At 47.0% G+C, this 4,940-nt stretch carries 3 protein-coding genes; 1 reads left to right on the top strand and 2 read right to left on the bottom strand.

The features are described from left to right. Window positions 1-79 precede the first annotated feature (79 nt). Window positions 80-214, top strand: a complete 135-nt coding sequence (locus R7R78_RS23645) for a hypothetical protein (RefSeq protein ID WP_257898055.1) — start codon at window positions 80-82, stop codon at window positions 212-214. A gap of 97 nt (window positions 215-311) precedes the next feature. Here the strand turns inward: R7R78_RS23645 and R7R78_RS23640 are convergent, their stop codons facing one another. After that, window positions 312-3,494, bottom strand: a complete 3,183-nt coding sequence (locus R7R78_RS23640; protein ID WP_203347286.1) for an efflux RND transporter permease subunit — start codon at window positions 3,492-3,494, stop codon at window positions 312-314. Between the two features lie 13 nt (window positions 3,495-3,507). Next, window positions 3,508-4,734: an efflux RND transporter periplasmic adaptor subunit gene (locus R7R78_RS23635; RefSeq protein ID WP_203347287.1), complete on the bottom strand. Its 1,227-nt coding sequence runs from the start codon at window positions 4,732-4,734 to the stop codon at window positions 3,508-3,510. Window positions 4,735-4,940 lie beyond the last annotated feature (206 nt).

Raw genomic sequence — 4,940 nt, 5'->3', positions numbered from 1 at the left:
CCCACCTCCGCAGCCATTTATTGGTGTGGTCTACAGAGGATTATGTCTTTTTAGAGGGGAAAATCCCTAGAACCCCAAAATGGCGGAGAATGAACATATTGATAAAGAGATTTTCCACCTGCTTTTAACGAGCGGTGTTTATCGCAACTATGCAGAGCGGTATTTATCGTCAGAGTTAATGGACGTCGACGATATTCAACAGTTTCTAGACTGAACAAAAAATAACGGCTGGAATTGCCGTTGAGTCCTTAACGAAAAAAAGGCAGCCCCAAATAGCACGGGCTGCCTTTCTAATCACTCAAAATAAAGGATTAGACAGTGGATTCGTTAATCGGCTCTAGTGCAACTTGCTCTGTGTTGTCACTCTGCTCTTTAGGAGTACGTTTAGCCAATACGTAGTAGAACAGTGGCGTGAGTAGCAGACCGAATATGGTTACACCAATCATGCCAGAGAACACAGCGATACCCATTGCTTGTCTCATTTCAGCACCGGCACCAGTAGAGAACACCATTGGAACCACACCCATGATGAAGGCAATCGACGTCATCAAGATTGGGCGAAGACGTAAGCGTGATGCTTCAAGAACAGCCTCCATCACAGTGCGACCTTTATCTTGCAACTCTTTGGCGAATTCTACGATTAGGATGGCGTTTTTAGTTGCCAAACCAACCAGTACGATTAGACCAATTTGAGTGAAAATATTGTTGTCGCTACCCCATAGAATCACACCGCTGATCGCCGATAGAAGCGTCATAGGAATGATTAAGATGATTGCCATCGGAAGACGTACACTTTCGTATTGCGCAGCAAGTACAAGGAACACCAACAAGATAACCAGTGGGTAGATCAACATAGCTGTATCACCGGCCAACTTCTGTTGGTAGGTCAGCTCGGTCCATTCGTAAGTCATGCCAATCGGTAGTGTCTCTGCAAGGATCTGCTCAATCGCTGCTTGCGCTTCACCTGAGCTGAAACCTGGCATAGGGCTACCATTGATCTCTGCTGTGGTATAAGCGTTGTAATGCATCACACGGTCAGGACCAGCACTGTAATTCACATCAACAAACGCGCCTAAAGGAATCATTTCACCGTTCGCATTTCGAACCTCTAGTTGGCGAATCTGCTCTGGTGTTTGGCGGAACTCTTCGTCGGCCTGAACGTTCACTTGGTATGTGCGACCAAAGCGGTTGATATCATTGACGTACGTGCTCCCCATGTAGGATTGCAGGGTAGAGAAAACATCGTCTAATGATAGGTCTTGCTTGAGCGCTTTCGTACGGTCAACATCCAGGTCTAACTGTGGAACATTAACTTGATAGCTTGAGAACACACCAGTTAGTGCCGGGTGCGCCCATGCTTTCATGATCACTTGTTGAGTGACACCGTATAGCGCTTCGTAGCCGTGGTTCGCTCGATCTTGGATCTGCAAACGGAAACCGCCAATCGTACCCAGACCCTGAACCGGTGGTGGTGGAAAGATCGCGATGAATGCATCAGGGATAGAAGCAAATTTTTGGTTCAGCTGACCTGCAATCGCATTTGCGCTAAGACTCGGATCTTGACGCTCGTCGAAATCAGCCAACGGAGTGAACACGATACCGCTGTTTGGACTATTGGTGAACCCGTTAATGCTCAGACCTGGGAATGCAACGGAGTGTTCAACGCCTGGTTGTGCCAAAGCAATCTCGGACATCTCACGAATCACTGCATCGGTACGCTCAAGTGAAGCCGCGTCTGGCAGTTGCGCGAATGCAACCAAGTACTGCTTATCTTGACCCGGCACATAACCCGTAGGAGTCTGATCGAATTGGTAAGCCGTTAAGCCAAGCAGGCCAACATACATCACACCAATCAGTGCGCCAAGTCGAATGCTCTTCTTCACCGCGTAACCGTAAGCGATAGAACCTTTGTTAAATAGCTTATTGAATGGGGTAAATACGAAGCGTCCGAACAAGCCATCCATTGCACGCGTGAGCCAATCTTTCGGTTGGTCGTGACCACGTAACAACAGGGCAGAAAGAGCCGGGCTCAAAGTCAGCGAGTTAATAGCTGAAATGAACGTTGAAATAGTAATGGTCAACGCAAACTGTTTATAGAACTGACCCGTTAAGCCAGACATAAACGCAGTCGGGATGAATACCGCAGCGAGCACCAACGTCGTCGCAACAATTGGGCCTGTAACCTCTCGCATCGCTTTTTCTGTCGCCGCAATAGGAGCAAGACCTTCTTCGATGTTTCGCTCGACGTTTTCGACCACCACGATCGCATCATCAACAACGATACCGATAGCGAGTACTAAGCCAAACAGTGACAGAGCATTTAAAGAGAAGCCCATTAAGTACATGAAGGCGAACGTACCAACTAATGAAACCGGAACCGCAACTAATGGGATGATCGATGCGCGCCAAGTTTGCAGGAACAGAACAATAACTAGTACAACAAGTAATACCGCTTCAAGCAGTGTCTGCACTACCGCTTCAATAGAACCACGAACGAATACCGTTGGGTCGTAAACAATCTCGTAGCTCACACCTTGAGGGAAGCTAGCTGACAGCTCTTCCATTTTCGCTCTTACGTCATCAGAGATCTGAATCGCGTTTGAGCCAGAAGCTTGGAAGATTGGAATGGCAACTGCGTCTTGGTTATCAAGTAGTGAACGAAGTGAGTAGGTTTCGGCACCTAATTCAATACGAGCGACATCTTTCAAATGGTTGATCTGACCATCTTCACCAACCTTGATGATGATGTTCTCGAACTCTTCAACTTCGCTTAAACGTCCTTTGACATTAATAAGCAACTGGAAGTCTGACGAGCCACTTGGTTGAGCACCAAGGCTACCTGCTGCAGCTTGTTGGTTCTGTTCGCGAATCGCAGAAATGACTTCACTAGGGTTGAGGTCCAGGCTTGCGACCTTGTTTGGATCAAGCCAAATACGCATGCTGTATTCGCCACCACCAAACAGGCGAACGGCACCCACACCTTCGATTCGGGCAAGTTCATCTTTAACGTTAAGCGCTGCATAGTTCGCAAGATAAAGTAGGTCATAACGCTCATCAGGCGACACCAAGTGAACGACCATGGTTAAGTCTGGTGATGACTTTTCCGTCACAACACCAAGTCGCTGAACGGTTTCAGGCAAACGAGGTAGGGCACGATCAACACGGCTTTGAACTAGGGTTTGCGCTTTGTCTACGTCGGCACCAATGGCAAAGGTGACGGTTAACGTCATCACGCCATCAGAAGTCGCTTGAGAAGACATATACAGCATGTCTTCTACGCCGTTAATCTCTTCTTCGAGGGGAGACGCGACGGTATCCGCAATCACTTTCGGGTTCGCACCCGGGTAAGTCGCTGTTACAACGACAGTCGGAGGTACAACCTCGGGGTATTCAGTGATAGGCAGTTGCCATACTGACAATGCACCACCGATGAATATGAGTATCGACAGCACGGATGCAAAGATCGGCCGACGAATAAAGAACTGGGAAAACATTGCAATGGTTCCTTTATTGCTTCACTTGCAGAGTCAGTAGCTCACTGCGCTGCTGGTCTCGTAATGCTTGTTGCTGGCGAATATTGGCAAGGGTGTTTTCATCAGCCATTGCAACTTCATCGGGCGTAACAGGCATGTTGGCACGAACGCGTTGTAAGCCATTGACGACAATCTTTTCGTCGCCTTTTAGGCCATCCAATACAATGCGCAGACCGTTAAGGCCTTCACCAAGAGAGATTGCTCGGTATTGGACAATATTGTCATCGCCTAAAACCAAGACATACTTGTTATTCAGATCGGTACCAATCGCCTTGTTATCAATCAACACACCTTGGTAGCTATCCGAGCCAGCGATACGCATTTTGGCGAACATACCCGGTAAAAATTTCTTATCCGCATTATCAAAAACGGCGCGAACTTGAATGGTTCCCGTTGCTTCGTCAATCGCATTGTCTACAAAGTCGATGTAACCGATATGAGGGAAATCGGTATCGTTAGCCAACGACATTTGGACGACATTTTCAATTTCACCATCCGCTGAGATGAGGTTATTAATCTCTTGATATTTAAGGAAACTACGCTCATCAATGTCGAAATAAGCGTACATTTTCGAAGTAGATACCAGTGACGTAAGAACGGTTTGACCCGTAGTTACATAGTTACCTTTGGTCACCTCTGCGAAAGAAACTTTGCCTGCAATCGGCGCGCGAACTAGAGTGAATTCAAGGTCTAGTTCCGCTTTTGCCAAAGCAGCTTTAAGAGCTGAAACACTTGCAACGCTACGCTGCTGATCTGCAAAACGCGCATCAACGGTCTCTTGAGAAATTGCTTTAGTTTTGCTTAGTCTTTGTGCACGTTCATAATCTTTGATTGCTTGGTTCAAGCTTGTTTGAGCACTGCTAAGTTCCGCTTTCAAACGGTTAACTTCAGCAACAAACAAACGATTGTCGATTGAAAAAAGCACGTCTCCAGCTTCTACGAGATGGCCTTCACGGAAGTGAACACGGTCTACGTAACCCGATACACGAGGCATTACGGTGACGGTTTGAGGTGATTCTAATCGACCAGTGTATTGATCAAGCTCGGTAACCTGTTCTACAAGCACTTGTGCCACTTCAACCGTTGGTGGTGGCGGTGCTGATGCAGGTGCTTCGGCGCGTGAATCTTGACATCCAGACAACACCAATGGCGCTGCAAATGAGATTAGTAGAAGAGGCGTTCTAAGGTGTTTGCCTACCATCTCGCTATCCTTATGTTAGTTTTGTACCGATCGGCATAATAATCCTGACTTTTGATATTGATCAAGTAAAATTTATAGAATGAATAGTTACAACATATGGACAACGTATGCCTGCCGCATTACCATTTAGGGGTTCTAGGGATTTTCCCCTCTAAAAAGACATAATCCTCTGTAGACCACACCAATAAATGGCTGCGGAGGTGGTT

Source organism: Vibrio sp. 2134-1, from assembly GCF_033339495.1.
This window is presented reverse-complemented; position numbering and strand designations above follow the sequence as displayed.

What these genes read in the sequence shown, in the direction of transcription:
- R7R78_RS23645 (WP_257898055.1), top strand. Translation starts at nt 80, where the DNA reads ATGGCGGAGAATGAACATATTGATAAAGAGATTTTCCACCTGCTTTTA.
- R7R78_RS23640 (WP_203347286.1), bottom strand. Translation starts at nt 3,494, where the DNA reads ATGTTTTCCCAGTTCTTTATTCGTCGGCCGATCTTTGCATCCGTGCTG.
- R7R78_RS23635 (WP_203347287.1), bottom strand. Translation starts at nt 4,734, where the DNA reads ATGGTAGGCAAACACCTTAGAACGCCTCTTCTACTAATCTCATTTGCA.